Origin of the sequence: Leucobacter tenebrionis, assembly GCF_019884725.1 — a bacterium.
GTDB lineage: Bacteria > Actinomycetota > Actinomycetes > Actinomycetales > Microbacteriaceae > Leucobacter > Leucobacter tenebrionis.
Map to the genome: position 1 here is coordinate 3,295,977 of NZ_CP082322.1, position 16,338 is coordinate 3,312,314.

The 16,338-nt window shown below is 69.1% G+C and carries 13 protein-coding genes; 11 read left to right on the forward strand and 2 right to left on the reverse strand.

Annotated elements, in window-relative coordinates; genetic code table 11:
* The first annotated feature begins 23 nt into the window (after positions 1-23).
* The 6 genes from KVY00_RS15115 to mnhG are packed head-to-tail and all read left to right on the forward strand — an operon-like array spanning position 24 to position 6,371.
* A complete protein-coding gene (locus tag KVY00_RS15115) occupies positions 24-2,918 on the forward strand; it encodes a Na+/H+ antiporter subunit A (protein WP_223043681.1) in 2,895 nt (964 codons plus the stop codon).
* Positions 2,915-3,463, forward strand: a complete 549-nt coding sequence (locus KVY00_RS15120) for a Na(+)/H(+) antiporter subunit C (RefSeq protein WP_223043682.1) — start codon at positions 2,915-2,917, stop codon at positions 3,461-3,463. Before KVY00_RS15115 ends, KVY00_RS15120 begins: the two co-directional genes overlap by 4 nt.
* Positions 3,460-5,118: a Na+/H+ antiporter subunit D gene (locus tag KVY00_RS15125; protein WP_223043683.1), complete on the forward strand. Its 1,659-nt coding sequence runs from the start codon at positions 3,460-3,462 to the stop codon at positions 5,116-5,118. Before KVY00_RS15120 ends, KVY00_RS15125 begins: the two co-directional genes overlap by 4 nt.
* Positions 5,115-5,681, forward strand: a complete 567-nt coding sequence (locus KVY00_RS15130; protein WP_223043684.1) for a Na+/H+ antiporter subunit E — start codon at positions 5,115-5,117, stop codon at positions 5,679-5,681. Before KVY00_RS15125 ends, KVY00_RS15130 begins: the two co-directional genes overlap by 4 nt.
* A complete protein-coding gene (locus KVY00_RS15135; protein WP_223043685.1) occupies positions 5,678-5,992 on the forward strand; it encodes a monovalent cation/H+ antiporter complex subunit F in 315 nt (104 codons plus the stop codon). Before KVY00_RS15130 ends, KVY00_RS15135 begins: the two co-directional genes overlap by 4 nt.
* Positions 5,985-6,371, forward strand: coding sequence for a monovalent cation/H(+) antiporter subunit G (gene mnhG / locus KVY00_RS15140; protein ID WP_223043686.1), 387 nt, complete (start codon positions 5,985-5,987; stop codon positions 6,369-6,371). Before KVY00_RS15135 ends, mnhG begins: the two co-directional genes overlap by 8 nt.
* Positions 6,372-6,397: 26 nt before the next feature.
* Here mnhG and aceB read toward each other — a convergent pair whose 3' ends face one another.
* Positions 6,398-8,050, reverse strand: a complete 1,653-nt coding sequence (gene aceB / locus KVY00_RS15145; protein WP_223043687.1) for a malate synthase A — start codon at positions 8,048-8,050, stop codon at positions 6,398-6,400.
* Between the two features lie 151 nt (positions 8,051-8,201).
* On the opposite strand from aceB, the gene KVY00_RS15150 reads away from it, so the two are divergent.
* The 4 genes from KVY00_RS15150 (at position 8,202) to KVY00_RS15165 (ending at position 11,734) form a co-directional block, all read left to right on the forward strand.
* A complete protein-coding gene (locus tag KVY00_RS15150) occupies positions 8,202-9,701 on the forward strand; it encodes an XRE family transcriptional regulator (protein ID WP_223043688.1) in 1,500 nt (499 codons plus the stop codon).
* A gap of 101 nt (positions 9,702-9,802) precedes the next feature.
* Positions 9,803-10,267 carry an FHA domain-containing protein gene (locus KVY00_RS15155; RefSeq protein WP_223043689.1) on the forward strand — a complete coding sequence of 155 codons (465 nt, stop codon included), beginning with the start codon at positions 9,803-9,805 and terminating at the stop codon, positions 10,265-10,267.
* Between the two features lies 1 nt (position 10,268).
* A complete protein-coding gene (gene ftsR, locus KVY00_RS15160) occupies positions 10,269-10,949 on the forward strand; it encodes a transcriptional regulator FtsR (RefSeq protein ID WP_223043690.1) in 681 nt (226 codons plus the stop codon).
* Between the two features lie 155 nt (positions 10,950-11,104).
* Complete coding sequence (locus KVY00_RS15165) at positions 11,105-11,734, forward strand: MerR family transcriptional regulator (protein ID WP_255572676.1); 630 nt, start codon at positions 11,105-11,107, stop codon at positions 11,732-11,734.
* Between the two features lie 92 nt (positions 11,735-11,826).
* On the opposite strand, the gene KVY00_RS15170 is transcribed toward KVY00_RS15165, so the two are convergent.
* Complete coding sequence (locus tag KVY00_RS15170) at positions 11,827-12,672, reverse strand: ParA family protein (protein WP_223043691.1); 846 nt, start codon at positions 12,670-12,672, stop codon at positions 11,827-11,829.
* 212 nt (positions 12,673-12,884) lie between these two features.
* Here KVY00_RS15170 and KVY00_RS15175 point away from each other — a divergent pair, with 212 nt between their 5' ends.
* Positions 12,885-16,283 (forward strand): pyruvate carboxylase, encoded by a 3,399-nt coding sequence (locus KVY00_RS15175; RefSeq protein WP_223043692.1) that lies wholly within the window; start codon positions 12,885-12,887, stop codon positions 16,281-16,283.
* The last annotated feature ends 55 nt before the right edge of the window (positions 16,284-16,338 follow it).

The following is a 16,338-nucleotide window of genomic DNA, read 5'->3' on the forward strand; positions in this document are numbered from 1 at the left end:
GACACAACGGAAGCAGGCCGCCTATGGGAGCGATGACGAGCATACTGCTCATCCTCGCTCTCAGTGCAATCCTCGCCCATCCCGTGGTCCGGCGTTTCGGACGGCGCTCCTTCATCGCGCTCGCCGTGCTCGTCGCCGCCGTATTCGCGGTTCTCCTGTCTATGGCGCAGCCGGTGTTCGCCGGCCAACCGCTGGTGGAGACGATCCAGTGGGTGCCGCAGCTCGACCTGAGTGTCACCCTGCGCCTCGACTCGGTTTCAGTGCTCTTCGCGCTCCTCGTCACCGGCGCCGGCGCCCTGGTGCTGCTCTACTGCGCGAACTACTTCGAGGACGGCGAGCAGGGCCTCGCGAGGTTCGCCGCCGTATTCATGGGCTTCGCCACCTCGATGCTGGGCCTCGTGCTCGCCGACGACATCTACCTGCTCTTCATCTTCTGGGAAGGCACCACGGTGTTCTCCTTCCTGCTGATCGGGCATGCCACCAGGCTGCGCACCGCCAACGCCGCATCGCTGCAGGCGCTCATGGTCACGACTCTCGGCGGCCTCGCGATGCTCGTGGGCTTCGTGCTGCTGGCTCAGCAGGCGGGGACCTCCCTGCTGTCCGAGATCGTCGCCGATCCGCCCAGCGGCCCGGTCGCGACCGTCGCGGTCTATCTGCTGCTCGTCGGGGCACTCTCGAAGTCGGCCATCTTCCCCTTCCACTTCTGGCTTCCGGGCGCCATGGCGGCCCCCACTCCGGTGAGCGCCTACCTGCATGCGGCGGCGATGGTGAAAGCCGGTATCTACCTCATCGCCCGAATCGGGCCCGGTTTCAGCGAGGTGCCCGGATACCGGGAGACGCTCGTGATCCTCGGCGCGATCACGATGCTGAACGGCGGCATCCGCGCTCTCAAGCAGTTCGACATCAAGCTGATCGTGGCCCACGGCACGGTCAGTCAGCTCGGCATGCTCGTCATGGTCTTCGGCGTCGGCGATCCCCGCGCCGCCTACGCGGGCTTCGCCCTGCTCTTCGCCCACGCTCTCTCGAAGGCGCCGCTGTTCCTGGCCGTGGGGATCATCGATCACTCGACGGGTACCCGCGATCTTCGCAAGCTCTGCGGGCTCGGACGACGGATGCCCCTGCTCACAGTGCTCACGGTTGCCGCAGCGGCGTCGATGGCCGGCGCGCCGCCGTTCATCGGATTCGTGGCGAAGGAGTCGGCGCTCACCGAACTGCTGCGCATCGGCGAGACCGAGCCCCTGGCCTATGTCGCGTTCGCCGTCATGGCCGTGGGCAGCGTGCTCACCGTCGCCTACATGGGGCGCTTCCTCTGGGGCGCCTTCGCCGACAAGGCGAACACCAGCGAGTGCTCCATCGTGCACCGGCCTGCGCGGATCCTCTTCGTCGCCCCCGGCGCTTTCGCGCTTCTGACGCTCGTCGGCGGGCTGCTCGCGTCTCAGATCGACCCGCTGCTGCAAGCCGCCGTACCGCACGGATCCGAGCATCCCGAGCATCTCGCCCTGTGGCACGGTTTCACGTTGCCGCTGGCGGTATCCGCCGCGGTGCTGCTGCTCGGTGCCGGACTCGCGGTGCTGCTCTCTCGCACCACGACCGTGATCCCGGCGCTGCCCGAGCGGTTCTCCGCCTCGCACGCCTACTGGGTCGTGACGCACTGGCTCGACACCCTCGCCGTGCGCCTGACCGCGATCACGCAGCGAGGATCGCTTCCCTTCTACCTCTCGGTGATCCTCATCGTGCTGGTCGGCGCCCTCGGCGGCACGCTGCTCGCCACGGGGCAGTGGCCGACCGAACTCGAGTTCGCGAGCTCGCCCGTGCAGCTGCCGATCGCGATCATCATGATCGCGGCCGCGATCTTCTCATTGCGCGCCCGTACCCGTTTCCAGTCCGTGGTGCTCGTCGGTGTCACCGGCTACGGCATGGCCGCGATCTTCGCGATGCACGGCGCACCGGACCTGGCGCTGACGCAGGCGCTCGTCGAGACCGTCACGCTCATCGCATTCGTATTGGTGATCCGCCGTCTTTCGCAGCGCATGGGTTCGGCGCCCAGCCGCATGGTGCGGTGGGTCCGCGTGGCCATCGGCCTCTCGGTCGGTCTCGTGTTCGGCGCGCTCGCGATCGTGGCGCTCGGATCCCGGATCGACGATCCCATCTCCCTGCAGATCCCCGGGCTCGCGGCTGCCGGTGGGCACGGCTACAACTCCGTGAACGTGATGCTCGTCGACATCCGCGGATGGGACACGATGGGGGAGCTGTCGGTGATCCTCGCGGCAGCGACCGGAGTCGCCTCGCTCGTCTTCCTCCGCACGCGCGCCGATCTGCGCCCCAAGCTCACGCGCCGCGCCGCCCGCTCGCAGGCGCAGGCGCACCTCATGCACGTGGCCGATCCCGACCATCCGGCGCGCCGGATCGCCTGGCTGCTCGCGGGCCGCCACCTCGACCCGGCCCATCGCTCGATCCTGCTCGAGGTCGTAGTCAGGCTGGTTTTCCACGGCCTCATCATCCTCTCGATCTATCTGCTGCTGGCGGGGCACAACGCCCCTGGCGGCGGGTTCGCCGGCGGCCTCGTCGCGGGCCTCGCGCTGGTCGCCCGGTATCTCGCGGGCGGTCGCTACGAACTCGGTGCGACGGTGCCGCTCGACGCTGGGCGGATCCTCGGAACGGGCCTCGCGCTCGCGGTCTCGATGGCGCTGCTGCCGATGTTCTTCGGCCAGTCCGCCCTCGCCTCGGCCTGGATCGATCTCGATCTGGGGCCGTTCGGCACCGTGCCGCTCGTGACCTCGACGCTCTTCGACATCGGCGTCTACCTGGTGGTGTTCGGGCTGATCCTCGATGTGCTCCGCAGTCTCGGAGCCGAGATCGACGAGCACGAGGAGGCCGATTCGGCAGCGTTCGAGGAAGAGGAGGTGAGCTCGCGATGACCATGCCGCTCGTACTGGTCGCCGTGATGGTCGTGCTCTACGCCTGCGGCGTGTACCTCATGCTCGACCGCACGCTCACGCGCCTGCTGCTCGGGTTCCTGCTGGTGGGCAATGCCACCAACCTGCTCATCTTCCTGATGTCCGGATCCTTCGGCACCGCGCCTATCGGCGACGGGCCGGCGGAAGAGATGAGCGATCCGCTGCCCCAGGCCTTCATCCTCACCGCGATCGTCATCACGTTCGGTGTGAGCGCCTTCCTGCTCGCGCTCATCTACCGCTCGTGGCGTCTGGCCCATGACATGGACGACCGCGTGCAGGACGACGAGGCGGATATCGAGCTCGCGACCACCGAGGCGCTCACCACCGAGGAGGTCACGGACGAGGATCTCGCCGAGACGCCCGAGTTCTCGGATGACGGCGGGCAGGGCGATGACGGCGACGAGGACGACGGCTCGTCGAGCGCCGATCGGGCGCCCGCGACCGGCACCGCGTCGGCGCCCGCGCCCGATCCCGCATCGAACCCGCAGAGGGAGGACCGACGATGACCGTGCTCGTCCCCCTCGTGGTGCTCGTGCCGCTCGCCAGTGCGGCCTTCGCCCTCGCAGTCCCCGGCCACCGCAAGCTGCAGCAGGGCATCACGCTGCTCGCGCTGACAGCCGTGCTCGTGCTGAGCGGCACGCTCATGTGGCTCGTGGACGCGCACGGCGCTCTCATCATGGAGGTGGGCGGCTGGGCCGCTCCCTTCGGCATCGCGCTGGTCGTCGACCGGGTCTCGGCGCTGATGCTCGTGGTGTCGGCGGTCGTGCTGCTCGGGGTGTTCGTGTTCTCGATCGGGCAGGGCCTCGCCGACGGCGACGAGGATACGCCGGTCTCGATCTACTATCCGACCTACCTCGTGCTCGGCGCCGGCGTGTTCAACGCGTTCATCGCGGGCGACCTCTTCAACCTGTACGTGGGATTCGAGATCCTGCTGGTCGCGAGCTACGTGCTCATCACGCTCGGCGGCACGCAGCAGCGCATTCGCGCCGGTGTCACCTACGTGATCGTGTCGCTCGTGTCGTCGGTGCTGTTCCTCGCCGCGATCGCACTGATCTACGGGGCCACCGGCACCGTCAACATGGCGCAGCTCACGGTGCGCATCGCCGAGCTGCCGAGCGAGATGCAGTTGCTGCTCAATCTCGCACTGCTCATCGCGTTCGGGATCAAGGCGGCGGTCTTCCCGCTCTCCTTCTGGCTGCCCGACTCGTATCCGACGGCTCCCGCGCCTGTCACCGCGGTGTTCGCCGGCCTGCTCACCAAGGTGGGTGTGTACGCCATCATCCGGAGCCAGACCCTGCTCTTCCCGCAATCGAGCGTCGACACCGTGCTGATGGTGGTGGCGGGGCTCACGCTGCTCGTGGGAATCCTGGGCGCGATGTCGCAGCTCGACATCAAACGAACGCTCTCGTTCACGCTCATCAGCCACATCGGCTACATGATCTTCGGTATCGGCATGGCGAACGCCGCCGGCTTCGCCGCGACGATCTACTACATCGCGCACCACATCATCGTGCAGACGACCCTGTTCCTCGCCGTCGGGCTGATCGAGCGGCAGGGCGGCACGACCTCGCTCGCGGGGCTCGGCGGCATGCTGCGCGCCGCGCCGGTGATCGCGGTGCTGTTCTTCATCCCCATGCTCAACCTGGGCGGCATCCCGCCCTTCTCGGGATTCATCGGCAAGCTCGGCCTCTTCACCGTCGCCGCAGACCTCGGCACGCCGGAGGCCTACTGGCTGATGGGGATCGGCGCGCTCGTCTCGCTCCTCACGCTCTACGCGCTGGCGCGCGCGTGGGTGCTCGCCTTCTGGCGCCCCAAGAAGCGCGCCGAGGCCGAGGCCCGAAGCATGAAGGCGCCGACGACCGAGGCCGTGCTGCTGCTCGAGCGCGAGGAGGCGCTGCTCGAGCGCCTGCAGGACGCGCCGGGCGCGACGCCGAATCAGGAGCGGAAGGACATCCCGCGACTCATGTTCGCCGCGACCGGCGGCATGGTCGCCGTGAGCATCGCGCTCACGGTTTTCGCCGGCCCGCTGTACGCCTACGCGGATCGGGCGGGGCGCGACATGGCGCTGCCCGGAGAGATGGTCGAGCTCGTGCTCGGAGACACTCCCGGAGCGCTCGGCGGCGGGAGCGGTGACACGCGACCCGACGGGGAGGGACGATGAGCGAGACCGGATTCTCGACGCCCCGGGCCGCGCGCCGCGCCGAGTGGGGCGTGCGGCTCCACGAGCTGCCCCTGCTGCTCGGGCTCGTGCTGCTGTGGATGATGCTCTGGCAGGAGGTCTCGCTGCTCTCGGCGGTGAGCGGCGTGGTGGTCGCCATCGTCGTGATGCGCGTCTTCTACCTGCCGCCGGTCGAGCTCGCCGGCCGTTTCAACCTCTGGTACGCCCTGCGATACCTCGGGTACTTCCTGTGGCATCTGGCGCTCGCGTCCTGGCAGGTGGCCTGGCTCGCGGTGCGGCCGGGTCCGCCGCCGCCGTGCTCGATCATCGCGGTTCGCCTGCGCACGAGGTCCGACTTCATCCTCACCATGGTGGGGCTGACGACGTCGCTGATCCCCGGCTCGCTGGTGGCAGAGGTCGATCGCTTCCGCTCTGTGCTCTACCTGCACGTGCTCAACACGCCCACCCAGAAGGAGATCGCGGCGATGCGCCGCGAGGCCCGTCGTATCGAGCGGTTGCTCGTGCTGACGCTCGGGTCCCGGGAAGAGATGGAGGCGATCCGATGAGTGCCACGATGTCCATCCTCATCCTCGCGGCGGGCGCCGGCCTCACCTTCACCGCACTCGCGGCGATCATCCGCATCGTCCGGGGCCCCACGATCCTCGACCGCATGGTGGCCTCCGACGTGCTGCTGACCACCCTCATGCTGGCGGTCGGCACCGACATGGTGGTGCGGGGTCACACCGATACGATTCCGCTCATGACCGTGATCGCGGCGACGGCGACCTTCGCGACCATCGTCGTGGCGCGGTACGTGAAGCGCAGGGCCGAGTCGTCGGACGGCCCGAGGTCGTCGAAGGGGGCGGGCCATGTCTGATCTCGAACTGCTCGGGCGCGTCATGGACATCGCAGCCGTGGTGTGCGTGCTGCTCTCAGCGGCGCTCACGGTCGCGGCCGGCATCGGCCTGCTGCGGTTCCCGGACGCGCTCAGCCGGCTGCACGCCGCGACCAAGCCGCAGATCTTCGGCCTGCTGCTCATCATCGCGGCTATCGCCCTCGACCAGCGCTCCGTCGCCACGCTGCTGGCGCTGATCCCGGTCTTCGTGTTCCAGTCGCTCACGGCGCCGGTGGCGGCGCACATGGTCGGTCGCGCCGCCTATCGCACCGGTCAGCTCGACGACGAAACGCTCGTGATCGATGAACTCGGCCCGGCCATCGAGCAGGCGGCGAAACGCGAGGAGACCCCGGGCCGATAGCCCGGGGCCTCCTCGCATCCGGTCGATCAGGCGTCGACGAGGAAGCGGCTGTAGGCCGGAACGGTGAGGAACGTGGGGAAGTCGTCGCCCAGTGCCACATCGGCGAAGAGTCCCGCGGCGTCGTCGTAGCGATCGCCCTCGAAGCGGTCGAAGCCCGCGACGGCCTCGCGCACGAGCTCGGCCACCCACTCCTTGGTGATGCGGGTGCCCTCAGCCGTCGACTGGTCCTGGTGGATCCACTGCCAGATCTGCGAGCGGCTGATCTCGGCGGTGGCCGCGTCCTCCATGAGGTTGTCGATCGCGACGGCCCCGAGACCGCGCAGCCACGCCTCGATGTAGCGGATGCCGATCGAGACGTTGTCGCGCACGCCCGCGTCGGTGATGTCCCGGCCGATGTGCACGTCGAGCAGCTGCGCCGCGGTCACCTCCACGTCGTCCCGCTGGCGGTCGACCTGGTTGGGGCGGTCGCCGAGCACCGCGTCGAACTCGGCCTGCGCGACCGGGATCAGGTCGGGGTGGGCGACCCAGGTGCCGTCGAAGCCGTCGGTCGCCTCGCGGTGCTTGTCGGCGCGCACCTTCTCCTCGGCGCGACGGGTGACCTCGGGATCGCGGCGGTTTGGGATGAACGCGCTCATGCCTCCGATCGCGTGGGCGCCGCGCTTGTGGCAGGTCTTCACGAGCAGCTCGGTGTAGGCGCGCATGAACGGGACGGTCATGGTGACCTCGCTGCGGTCCGGCAGCACGAAGCGGGCGCCGCGGCCGCGGTAGTTCTTGATGATCGAGAAGATGTAGTCCCACCGCCCGGCGTTGAGGCCGGCGATGTGATCCCGCATCACGTACAGGATCTCCTCCATCTCGAAGGCCGCGGGCAGCGTCTCGATGAGCACGGTCGCGCGGATCGTACCGTGATCGAGCCCGAGCGCCTGCTCGGTGTAGGCGAAGATGTCGTCCCAGAGCTTCGCCTCCTCGCTCGATTCGAGCTTCGCGATGTAGAAGTAGGGGCCGCGCCCCCGGGCGACGAGCTCACGGGCGTTGTGGAAGGCGTAGAGGCCGAAGTCGACGAGGCTGCCCGAGGCCGCCCCCGACTGGCCCTGCGCATCCACGAAGCGCATGTGCTTCTCGACGAGGTGCCAGCCGCGCGGGCGCATCACGATGGTGGGGGTGCGCTCGGCGGTGACGCGGTACTCCTTGCCCTCGGGGCTCGTGAACTCGAGCTGCCCTCGGATGGCGTCGTAGAGCGACAGCTGCCCGCCGATGACGTTCCTCCAGGTGGGGCTCGTGGCGTCCTCCTGATCGGCGAGCCACACGCGGGCTCCCGAGTTCATGGCGTTGATCGTCATCTTCGGGTCGGTGGGACCGGTGATCTCGACGCGGCGATCCTCCAGTCCCGGGCCGGCCCCCGCGACGCTCCAGCTCGGGTCCTCGCGAATCGCTCGGGTGTCCTCGCGGAACTTCGGATCGCGGCCGTTGCCGATCTCGTAGCGGCGGCGCTGGCGGTCCGCGAGGCGCTCATGACGGGTGCTGGCGAAGCGGTGATGCAGATCGGTGACGAACTGCAGTGCCTCGGGAGTGAGGATCTCGTCACTGCGATCGAACGGCCGGCCGGTGACCTCGATGCGCGGGCCGGCTGCGGAGGGTGCGGTGGACTGCTGCTGAGGGGCCGTCTGCGTAGCGGTCATGATCGGATCCTTCACTGTTCGTCGGGTGCCTGAGATTTGCGGCGTAGTTCCATCTTGAGGGGCGGATCGGGAGGCGGATCGGTGAATCAGGGTGTGAAGATCCCGGATTTTTCTGCTTGTCGGAAAAATATCCGTCTGGCACCATGGAGCCATGACGCTTCTCGACAGTGTTGCCTCGCTCCGCAGCGCGGGGACGCCCCGCGATCCCGCCGTGCCCGAATCCGACGAGGGCGGCGACGCCCTCACGCTGGGTCGCCGCATCCGCGAGCGCCGCATGCAACTCGGTCTTACCCTCGAGCAGCTCGCCTCCGCGGTCGACCGGGCGCCCTCGCAGCTCTCGGCGATCGAGAACGGCAAGCGGGAGCCCCGCCTGCCGCTGCTGCGCGCGCTCGCCGCCGAACTCGGCTCGACGGTCGACGAGCTCCTCGTGGACGAGGCGCCGAGCGAGCGAGCCGCGCTGGAGATCGCGGTCGAGCGAGCTCAGCGCGGCGCGGTCTTCCAGTCGCTCGGGCTGCAGCCGATCCGCGTCTCCAAGGCGACGAGCGACGAGACGCTGAAAGCGATCCTCGGTCTTCACCAGGAGGTGGAGCGGCTCAACCGCGAGCGAGCCGCGACTCCCGAGGAGGCCAGGCGGGCGAACACCGAGCTGCGCGCACAGATGCGCGTCGCCGGCAACTACTTCCCCGACCTCGAGCGCGCGGCGAGGCAACTGCTCGACAGCGTCGGGTACGGGGGAGGGCCCGTGTCGCAGCAGACCATCTCCATCGTCGCTGAGAAGCTCGGCTTCAGTCTCCACTACGTCTCGGACATGCCGCACTCGACGAGATCCGTGATCGATCGTCGCAACGGACGCATCTATCTGAGCAACAATCTTCCCTCGCGCGATGCTCGGGCCCCGATCCTGCGCGCCCTCGCGAGCGTCGTGTGCGGGCATGAGGAGCCCCGCAGCTACGGCGACTTCCTGCGCCAGCGGGTCGAGGCGAACTATCTCGCGGGCGCGGTGCTGCTGCCCGAGGAGGCGACGGTCGAGCTGCTGGCGGAGGCGAAGCGGCAGCGGCAGATCTCGATGGAGGATCTGCGCGACGCGTTCGGCGTCTCGTACGAGATGGCGGCGCACCGCTTCACGAATCTGGCGACTGAGCGGCTCGGCCTGCAGGTGCACTTCATGAAGGCGCACGAGTCGGGCACCCTCATCAAGGCGTACGAGAATGACGGGGTGCGGTTCCCCTCCGACGCGCTCGGCAACCTCGAGGGGGCGACGGTCTGCCGCAACTGGACCGCTCGCACGATCTTCGGGCAGCCCGACCGGTTCAACCCCTGGTACCAGTACACCGACATGGCTTCGGGCGGCACCTACTGGTGCACCTCCCGCGTGGAGAAGGCGAAGGAGGGCTGGTACTCGGTGAGCGTGGGGGTGCGCTTCGAGGACGTGAAGTGGTTCCGCGGGCGTGAGACCCAGCATCGTTCGCAGTCGTTCTGCCCCGATGAGCGGTGCTGCAGGCGCGCCTCCAGCGAGCTCACCAGGAAGTGGGAGGCCGCCGCGTGGCCTGAGGCCGCGACGCCCACGAGCCTGCTCGCCGCACTGCCCGTGGGCACCTTCCCGGGCGTCGACAACAACGAGGTGTATGAGTTTCTTGAGTCCCACGAGTGAATAGGGGCGGCCGGGGTGCGCGGGCGCCCGGGGCTGCGATAGCGTAGTAGGAGCAGGTCGAACGACCAGGCGTCGTTACGAGAACAAGAAATGGGTGAGACATGACTACTGAGAATCATGCCCGTCGCGCCGACCACACCGAGGCGCGCGCCACCCAGCAGTTCCGCGAGGATCTGGGGGCGATGATCCGCGCTCGGGCGACCGACCTCACGATCGACGAGCGCGAGGCCGTCGAGGCGCTGCCGTCGGGCGCGGCCCTGCTCGTCGTGCGTCGCGGGCCGGATCTCGGCGCCCGCTTCCTGCTCGACCAGGACGTCACGGTCGCCGGACGTCACCCGGCGGTCGATATCTTCCTCGACGATGTGACGGTGTCTCGTCGGCACGCGGAGTTCCACCGCAACGGGACTCGCTTCTCGGTCGTGGACCTGGGCTCGCTGAACGGAACCTTCTGCGACGGCGTGCGCATCGACGGCGAGGTGCCGCTCGAGGACGGCGCAGAGGTGCAGGTCGGCAAGTTCCGCTTCACGTTCTTCGCCTCGCGCTTCGATTTGGGCGAGGGCGCCTGATATGGCGGCCGCCGCGTCGGTCCCATCGCAGGCGGGCAGCCTTCTCAGCATCGGGCAGGTGCTCGCCCGCCTGCAGGACGATTTCTCCGATCTCACGCCCTCGAAGCTGCGCTTCCTCGAGGAGCAGGGGCTCGTAACGCCCGAGCGCACGAAATCGGGCTATCGCAAGTTCTCCCAGCAGCACATCGAGCGGCTGCGTCTGATCCTCACTCTGCAGCGCGATCACTACCTGCCGCTGAAGGTGATCGCCGAGGTGCTCGACGAGATCGACGCCGGCCGGGACCCGATCATTCCGGGCGCGTCCCCGCGGAGCGCCTCGATGATCCTGGCCCCCCAGCGCGTGCTCAGCAGCGAGGAGCTGCGTCGTGCCACGGGTGCGAGCGCCCGGTTCCTGGGCGAGGCGATCGCGGCGGGCCTGCTGCCGGCGGCCGAGGTGTTCCCCCACGACGCGGTCGCGCAGCTGTCCGCGCTGCTGAAGCTCGCGGAGCGGGGGATCACCCCGCGCCATCTGCGGTCGCTGCGGGTGTCCGCCGAGCGCGAGGCGGAGCTGATCGCGCGCGCGGTGTCGACGCGCGGCGTGAAGAGCGGCACTCCGCTCGGCACCGAGGACTCGCTGGAGCTGGCCGGGTACCTCGACACGGTGCGCTCCGGCGTGTTGCGCCGGCGTTTCGGCAGCGCCTGAGCGGCCCGAGATCGGCGTGATTTCAACCTTCAAGTTCTAGTAGAGGTCGACACTCCCAAATTGACCTTCGGCGGTCGTTGCACGCCGCCTGCCATCTGGGTACCGTTATGGGAGTTCGGTGCCCGCGCCGTTCGATCCGTGAAGAAAGGAAGACGATGGAGAACACTCAGCAGCCGTCTGGCGAGACGGCTTCTCCGTCGTCGGAGGCCGCGCCCGAGGGAGCGGCCTCGGCACCCATCAGCGGTGCGGAACCCCTCACGATCGACCCCGAACTCCTCTTCGACGATGGGCTGCCGAAGCCCAATCAGGAGGGCGGGTTCAAAGGCGCTACGGCGGCCCGCGCTGCGGGCATCACCTATCGTCAGCTCGACTACTGGGCGCGCACGGGCCTCGTCGAGCCCACGGTGCGCGGGGCGAAGGGGTCCGGATCGCAGCGCCTCTACGGCTTCCGCGACATCCTCGTGCTCAAGCTCGTGAAACGACTGCTCGACACGGGCATCTCCCTGCAGCAGATCCGCACCGCTGTCGCGCAACTCCACGAGGCGGGCGTGCACGACCTGTCGCGCACCACGCTCATGAGCGACGGAGCCAGCGTGTACCTGTGCACCTCGAACGACGAGGTCATCGACCTCGTCAGCCGCGGGCAGGGCGTCTTCGGCATCGCGGTCGGCAAGGTGCTGCGCGAGGTCGAGACCTCGCTCGTCGACATGGACGAGCACCGCGAGCAGGCTGAGAGCGTCGACGAACTCGCAGCGCGCCGCCAGGTTCGCAAGAAGATCTCCTAGGGCCCGCGCCTCTCGCGCGTAAGGAACGAAAGAGCCCGGCTCGTGAGCCGGGCTCTTTCATTCGTGCGAGGGCATCGGGGCGCCGTGCGAACTCAATCCTCGACGACGGTCGCGGTGCGCCCGGGCTTCGACCTCGTCTCGCGCGCCGCGTCCATGCCGGCAGAGCGGAGCACCCGATCCAGCACCAGGTCGAAGTTGCCGGCCATCTCCTGCGAGGCCTCGCCCGGCCACATGTGCACGGGCTTCGCCGCGCCCTGGGCCTGCTGCAGCGAGGGACGCTCGGGCAGCTGGGGATTGAGCACGAGGGGGCCGAACATCTCGCGCAGCTCGCGGATGCGGAACTGGTGCTCCATCGACTGCGGCTGCGTGCGGTTGATCAGGATGCCGAGGGGCTGCAGGCGGGGGCTCACCCCGCGGCGGATCTCCTCGATCGCGCGCAGCGCGCGGTCGGTTGCGGCGACGGCGAAGAGGCTGGGCTCGGCGACGACGAGCACCCGATCGCTCGCGGCCCACGCGGTGCGCGTGAGGGCGTTCAGCGAGGGGGCGCAGTCGATGAGCACGAGATCGTACTCGGACTCGACGACCGCGAGGGCCTCCTCCAGCTTCCAGATGTCGCGCGTCGACGGGTGGGGGCCGTCGAAGTTGATGGCCGACGGGCTGCCCACGAGCAGGTCGATCGACCCGCCCTCGTGGTACTCGTTCCAGCCGCTGTGGGCGATGGCCGAGCGCACCGTCTTCTCCTTGGGGCTCTCGAGCACATCGGCCACGGTCGCGTACCCGTCGGGGTTCACCGCGAGGCCCGTCGACACATCGGACTGGGGGTCGAAGTCGACGACGAGCGTGCGCAGGCCCCGGGAGAAAGCGGCCGAGGCGAGGCCGAGCGTCACGGTGGTCTTGCCGACGCCACCCTTGAGGGAACTCACACTCAATACATGCACGTGGCAAGTTTAGTCGATCCCCTTCTGTGATCGACCAGAGTATGCGTGAGGCGAACAGAAGATCGGGCCGTTTTTCACCCTCGAGTCGGAGTCGTCGGGGCGACGCGAGCACGCGAGTAGGGCAGAGCGGGCGCGAGCGTGTATCTTGATATCGAACGATCCATCGGTCTGGGCAGCCGGCGAACGTACTGATACAGAGGGGTATTTTCTGCATGTTCAAAAAGGTTCTGGTTGCCAATCGTGGTGAGATCGCGATCCGCGCGTTCCGCGCCGCTCACGAGCTCGGCGCTTCCACGGTTGCAGTGTTTCCGTACGAGGATCGCAATTCGCTGCACCGTTTGAAGGCCGATGAAGCGTATCTGATCGGCGAGGTCGGGCATCCGGTGCGCGCGTACCTCGATATCGAGGAGATCGTGCGGGTGGCGCAGGAGTCGGGCGCCGACGCGATCTACCCGGGTTACGGATTCCTGTCGGAGAACCCCGGGCTGGCGGCCGCGGCCGAGGCGGCGGGGATCCGGTTCATCGGACCCGGCAGGCAGGCGCTGGAGATGGCGGGCAACAAGGTCGCGGCGAAGGAGCACGCCATCGCCGCGGGCGTGCCCGTGCTGCAGTCGACGCCCCCGTCCACGGACATCGAGGCGCTGATCGCGGGCGCTCGCGAGATCGGGTTCCCGGTGTTCGCGAAGGCCGTCGCGGGCGGCGGCGGGCGCGGCATGCGGCGCGTGGAGCGCGAGGAGGATCTCCGCGACGCGCTCGAGTCGGCGATGCGGGAGGCCGAGAGCGCATTCGGCGACCCGACCATGTTCATCGAGCAGGCCGTGCTGCGCCCGCGCCACATCGAGGTGCAGGTGCTGGCAGATAAGAACGGCGAGACGGTCCACCTGTACGAGCGCGACTGCTCGGTGCAGCGCCGCCACCAGAAGGTCGTCGAGATCGCCCCGGCTCCGAACCTGGATCCCGCGATCCGCGACGAGCTGACGCGCGACGCGATCGCGTTCGCGAAGTCGATCGGCTACGAGAACGCGGGCACGGTCGAGTTCCTGCTCGACACCGAGGGCGAGCGGGCAGGCAAGCACGTGTTCATCGAGATGAACCCGCGCATCCAGGTCGAGCACACCGTCACCGAGGAGGTGACCGACGTCGATCTCGTGCGCGCCCAGATGCGGATCGCGGCGGGGGAGACCCTCGCCGAGCTCGAGCTGCTCCAGGACGACATCCAGCTGCGCGGTGCGGCGCTGCAGTGCCGCATCACCACGGAGGATCCGGCCAACGGCTTCCGGCCCGACCTCGGCCGCATCACCGCGTACCGTTCCCCGGGCGGCGGCGGCGTGCGCCTCGACGGCGGCACCATCAACGCGGGCGCTCAGATCAGCCCCCACTTCGACTCCATGCTCGCCAAGCTCACCTGCCGCGGGCGCAGCTTCGAGGACGCGGTGGTGCGCGCTCGCCGGGCGCTCGCGGAGTTCCGGATCCGCGGCGTCGCCACGAACATTCCGTTCCTGCAGGCGGTGCTCGCCGACCCCGCTTTCCAGGCCGGCGATATCGCGACCTCGTTCATCGAGGAGCGCCCCGAGCTGCTCGACATGAACAAGCCCAAGGACCGCGCGACCCGCCTGCTGCAGCACGTCGCCAACGTGACCGTCAACCAGCCGAACGGACCGCGCCCCGGCGCATTCGATCCCGCGTCGAAGCTGCCCGCGGCAGACCTCTCCGCTCCGGCGCCGGCCGGGTACCGGCAGCGGCTGCTCGAGCTCGGCCCCGAGGGATACGCGAAGAGTCTGCGCGAGCAGACCGCGCTGGCGGTCACGGAGACCACCTTCCGCGACGCCCATCAGTCGCTGCTGGCGACCCGCGTGCGCACCAAGGACCTCGCGCGGATCGCGCCGTACGTGGCGCGGCTCACCCCGCAGCTGTGGTCGGTTGAGGCCTGGGGCGGCGCCACCTACGACGTGGCGCTTCGCTTCCTGGGCGAAGACCCGTGGGAGCGGCTCGCGGCCCTGCGCGAAGCGCTGCCGAACGTGCCGATCCAGATGCTGCTCCGCGGTCAGAACACCGTGGGATACACCCCCTACCCGGCGCAGGTCGCCCAGGCGTTCGTGCGCGAGGCGGCCGAGACCGGGGTCGACGTGTTCCGCATCTTCGACGCCCTCAACGACGTGAACCAGATGCGCGTGGCGATCGACGCCGTGCGCGAGACCGGAACCGCAGTCGCCGAGGTCGCGATGGCCTACACCGGCAACCTGCTGGATCCCGCCGAGAACAAGTACACCCTCGACTACTACCTGCGACTGGCGGACGAGATCGTGGACGCGGGCGCCCACGTGCTCGCCATCAAGGACATGGCCGGCCTGCTGCGGCCCGCGGCGGCGGCGAAGCTCGTCGCCGCGCTGCGCGAGCGCTTCGACCTGCCCGTGCACCTGCACACGCACGACACCCCGGGCGGTCAGCTCGCCACGCTGCTCGCGGCCTCCGAGGCGGGGGTCGACGCGGTCGACGCCGCTTCGGCGCCCATGTCGGGCACCACGAGCCAGCCGTCGCTCTCGGCCCTCGTCGCAGCCCTCGCGAACACGGAGCGCGACACGGGCCTCGACCCGGCGGCGGTATTCGAGCTCGAGCCCTACTGGGACGCGGTGCGCAGCCTCTACAAGCCGTTCGAGTCGGGCCTGCCCTCGCCCACCGGGCGCGTGTACACCCACGAGATCCCCGGCGGGCAGCTCTCGAACCTGCGCCAGCAGGCGATCGCCCTGGGGCTCGCCGAGAACTTCGAGAAGATCGAGGACATGTACGCGGCCGCCGACCGCATCCTCGGTCGTATCCCGAAGGTGACCCCGTCCTCCAAGGTGGTCGGCGACCTGGCGCTGCATCTGGCCGCCGTCGACGCCGATCCCCGCGACTTCGAGGAGAACCCGGGCAACTATGATGTGCCCGACTCCGTGGTGGGCTTCCTCGCCGGCGAGCTGGGGGAGATCCCCGGCGGCTGGCCCGAGCCGTTCCGCTCCAAGGTGCTCGCCGGTCGCCGCGTCGATATCGGGGCGGCGCCGATCACCGACGAGGATCAGGCGCTGCTCTCGGGCACGAGCGACGAGCGCCGGTCGGCGCTCAACCGGCTGCTGTTCCCGGCGCCCACGCGCCAGTACGAGGCCGCGCGCGAGCAGTTCGGCGACCTGTCGGTGCTCGATACGCCCGAGTACCTCTACGGTCTCGAGGCCGGGGAGGAGCGCGCGATCGACCTCGCTCGAGGGGTGCGTCTCTACGTCGGGCTCGAAGCGATCGGTGAGGCGGACGACAAGGGCGTCCGCACCGTCATGGTGCGTGTGAACGGGCAGCTGCGCCAGGTGTTCGTCAAGGACGAGAGCGTGGCCGTCGACGCCCCCGTGACGGAGAAGGCCGACCGCACCGTGCCCGGTCACGTCGCCGCGCCGTTCTCGGGCACCGTCACCGTCAAGGTCGCGCCGGGCGACACCATCGAGGTCGGGCAGCCCGTCGCCACCATCGAGGCGATGAAGATGGAGGCGGCCATCACGGCTCCCGTCGCGGGAACCGTCGAGCGCATCGTCTTCAACGGCACCCGAGGCCTCGAAGCCGGCGACCTCATCGTCGTGATCGGCTAGCGCGGCGACCGATCGTCGGCCTGGAGCCCGCCCCGCGCGCCTGTCGAGCGGTGGG

What these genes read in the sequence shown, in the direction of transcription:
- KVY00_RS15115 (WP_223043681.1), top strand. Translation starts at nt 24, where the DNA reads ATGGGAGCGATGACGAGCATACTGCTCATCCTCGCTCTCAGTGCAATC.
- KVY00_RS15120 (WP_223043682.1), top strand. Translation starts at nt 2,915, where the DNA reads ATGACCATGCCGCTCGTACTGGTCGCCGTGATGGTCGTGCTCTACGCC.
- KVY00_RS15125 (WP_223043683.1), top strand. Translation starts at nt 3,460, where the DNA reads ATGACCGTGCTCGTCCCCCTCGTGGTGCTCGTGCCGCTCGCCAGTGCG.
- KVY00_RS15130 (WP_223043684.1), top strand. Translation starts at nt 5,115, where the DNA reads ATGAGCGAGACCGGATTCTCGACGCCCCGGGCCGCGCGCCGCGCCGAG.
- KVY00_RS15135 (WP_223043685.1), top strand. Translation starts at nt 5,678, where the DNA reads ATGAGTGCCACGATGTCCATCCTCATCCTCGCGGCGGGCGCCGGCCTC.
- mnhG (WP_223043686.1), top strand. Translation starts at nt 5,985, where the DNA reads ATGTCTGATCTCGAACTGCTCGGGCGCGTCATGGACATCGCAGCCGTG.
- aceB (WP_223043687.1), bottom strand. Translation starts at nt 8,050, where the DNA reads ATGACCGCTACGCAGACGGCCCCTCAGCAGCAGTCCACCGCACCCTCC.
- KVY00_RS15150 (WP_223043688.1), top strand. Translation starts at nt 8,202, where the DNA reads ATGACGCTTCTCGACAGTGTTGCCTCGCTCCGCAGCGCGGGGACGCCC.
- KVY00_RS15155 (WP_223043689.1), top strand. Translation starts at nt 9,803, where the DNA reads ATGACTACTGAGAATCATGCCCGTCGCGCCGACCACACCGAGGCGCGC.
- ftsR (WP_223043690.1), top strand. Translation starts at nt 10,269, where the DNA reads ATGGCGGCCGCCGCGTCGGTCCCATCGCAGGCGGGCAGCCTTCTCAGC.
- KVY00_RS15165 (WP_255572676.1), top strand. Translation starts at nt 11,105, where the DNA reads ATGGAGAACACTCAGCAGCCGTCTGGCGAGACGGCTTCTCCGTCGTCG.
- KVY00_RS15175 (WP_223043692.1), top strand. Translation starts at nt 12,885, where the DNA reads ATGTTCAAAAAGGTTCTGGTTGCCAATCGTGGTGAGATCGCGATCCGC.